Origin of the sequence: Exiguobacterium sp. A1_3_1 (genome assembly GCF_048985645.1) — a bacterium.
Lineage (GTDB): Bacteria > Bacillota > Bacilli > Exiguobacteriales > Exiguobacteriaceae > Exiguobacterium_A > Exiguobacterium_A indicum.
In genome coordinates, this window is the sequence record NZ_WBYY01000280.1 from 1 (window position 1) to 2,103 (window position 2,103).

At 47.9% G+C, this 2,103-nt stretch carries 2 protein-coding genes and 1 pseudogene; 2 read left to right on the plus strand and 1 reads right to left on the minus strand.

The genetic code is table 11. The annotated features are described in order from the left end of the window. A pseudogene (locus F8N00_RS17705) lies at positions 1–201 on the plus strand (hypothetical protein); the annotation flags it as partial. Here F8N00_RS17705 and F8N00_RS17710 read toward each other — a convergent pair. Then, positions 171–1,244, minus strand: a complete 1,074-nt coding sequence (locus F8N00_RS17710) for a threonine aldolase family protein (protein ID WP_421018712.1) — start codon at positions 1,242–1,244, stop codon at positions 171–173. The pseudogene F8N00_RS17705 and the gene F8N00_RS17710 overlap by 31 nt on opposite strands. Before the next feature lie 124 nt (positions 1,245–1,368). Between F8N00_RS17710 and F8N00_RS17715 the strand changes: the two genes are divergently transcribed. Continuing rightward, positions 1,369–2,046, plus strand: a complete 678-nt coding sequence (locus tag F8N00_RS17715) for a hypothetical protein (RefSeq protein ID WP_421018713.1) — start codon at positions 1,369–1,371, stop codon at positions 2,044–2,046. The last annotated feature ends 57 nt before the right edge of the window (positions 2,047–2,103 follow it).

Genomic DNA, 2,103 nt, shown 5'->3' on the forward strand with positions numbered 1-2,103 from the left:
ATGTGTATAAGAGACAGGGATACGACGCGGGAACGGCTCGCATTGCTTGAAGCCCACCATGCGAACGTCTTAGCACAACTGGCAGCATTACAAGAAACGGAGCGAATGATCGCAGAAAAAGTCGACACCTATCGTCGCCTCCATCCTATGATTCCCGCTCCTGATGTTGTTCAATCCTCTGAGAACGCCTCCGTCAATTGACGATAGACTGTTTCACGCTCGTCAGGCGTCAACGTAAGAAAACTGTCGCCGATGTTGATTTCCGTCGCACAGCCGCTATCTTTCTCAACTAGATAACCAGCGATACCCACTTTTCTGTTCGACTGGATTTCAATCAATTTTTCTTCGACGACTGCTTTTTCTGCCTTGAAGTAGAGATGAAACATGTTCGAGACCGGCTCTTTGGGTCGAGTCGAGATGCCTGAGATCGCATTCAAACTGCTCGCAAGCTCCTTTGCGGCTGCATGGTACTCTGCCATGCGGTCTTTTCGTTGTTCATAATAAAAATCGGCAGACAGAATATACGGATATAGACTGATCAAGTCACCGCCGTAGCGACGTTTCCAGATTCGTGCCTCTTGGCAAAACGGTTCTGGTCCAGCTAAGATTGCTCCTGCGACGCCGCCGAGTCCCTTATAAAAAGAGATATAGACACTGTCAAACAGTTGCGCGATGTCCTTTGCTTCTGCCTCATAATATGGTAAGACCTCAAGTAAACGGGCACCGTCCAAGTGAAGACGGATATTCTGTTTACGGGCATACGCACAGATCACTTCGAGTTCTTCACGCGACGGAAGCAATCCGCCGAGTTCGCGTTGCGGCAGTTCGAGTAACAGACAACTGACGTCCGGCAAAGCTTTGACGTCGTCTATCGTCATCATCCGATCGGCTTCTCCGACTAGTATTGGTTCGATCCCGTGCAATTTCTTTAAGCCGTCCTGTTCATGAATCTCAAGGTGACAGAGCGGGTGATAAGCGACCTTACGATTGTCCTGTTCATCCGACCAGATACGTAGCGCAATCTGTTGCGCCATCGTGCCACTCGGGAAAAAGACCGCATCGTCGTGTCCGAGTAAGTCTACCATCTTGCGCTCAAACGTCTTGATTAATTCGCCGTTACCATAGATATCGCTCATTTGATCGGCAGCAACGCCCTGCAACGCTTCTTGTAACACGCCGACCGTCCGACTACCATGTCCATCTAAACGTTTCGTCGTTTCTTGGTAACTCGTTCGTAAATCCATCTCTTTCATTCCCTTCTAAATCAATGACTATTTTTTGAAAAAATCAAAATATTCCCTCTCCACTTTTGCTATACTGTGTAGCGAAAGTCTGTTAAACGTACTCGTCAAAGGAGGTGTCCCTATCGTGAAAACGCTTCGCACTCGCCTATTGCTTCTTATTCCACTTGTCTGTCTACTACTACTTACCGTGCAACAATTCGTTCCGTCGCTCTATACGTCACTTCTTGGACGAATTGATCCAGCAACGAATACATATTGCGTCGACCGTTGCGGTCCAAAGGAATCGATCTTTGATACGATCGAAGAAGGAACGTCTTATGGTGAAAGCACGGTCACGATGAGCGAAGTCGATCCACCAGCTCCATGGTTCCGGACAGGGTTCGATTCTTCGGTGACGACACCTCCTTATCTTCTCGTACTATGTCTCGTTCTCCTGTTTTGTAGCTGGTTTTTCTGGCATTATCTCCAGTGGTTGCGTCGACCGCGTATCGATCCATCAGGGTATGTGCTTCCGCCACGATTTCCAATCTTCATTTATGAGACAAAAGACCTGCCTGCTGACTCGATTCGAAAACAACTCGCTCACTTTAATGCACAATTGCCGCTTTCCTTACGACGCCGGACCCACGAGACAGTAACAGAATGGTTCGACCGGATTGCGTTTCCATCTCCTGTTGATCCGCTCTACTTTGAAGTGCGATATGGGAAAATGCCGGTCATCTCGACACATCAATTGACCTTCTTCGTTCAAGCGATGGAGCGATATCTTCGGAACTGCCAAGTCCAGTCATCAATTTCTTGAATCTAGTCGCCTTGCGCATTAAAGCTTGGCGGTTTTTTTGTGTTTACAGATGTGATT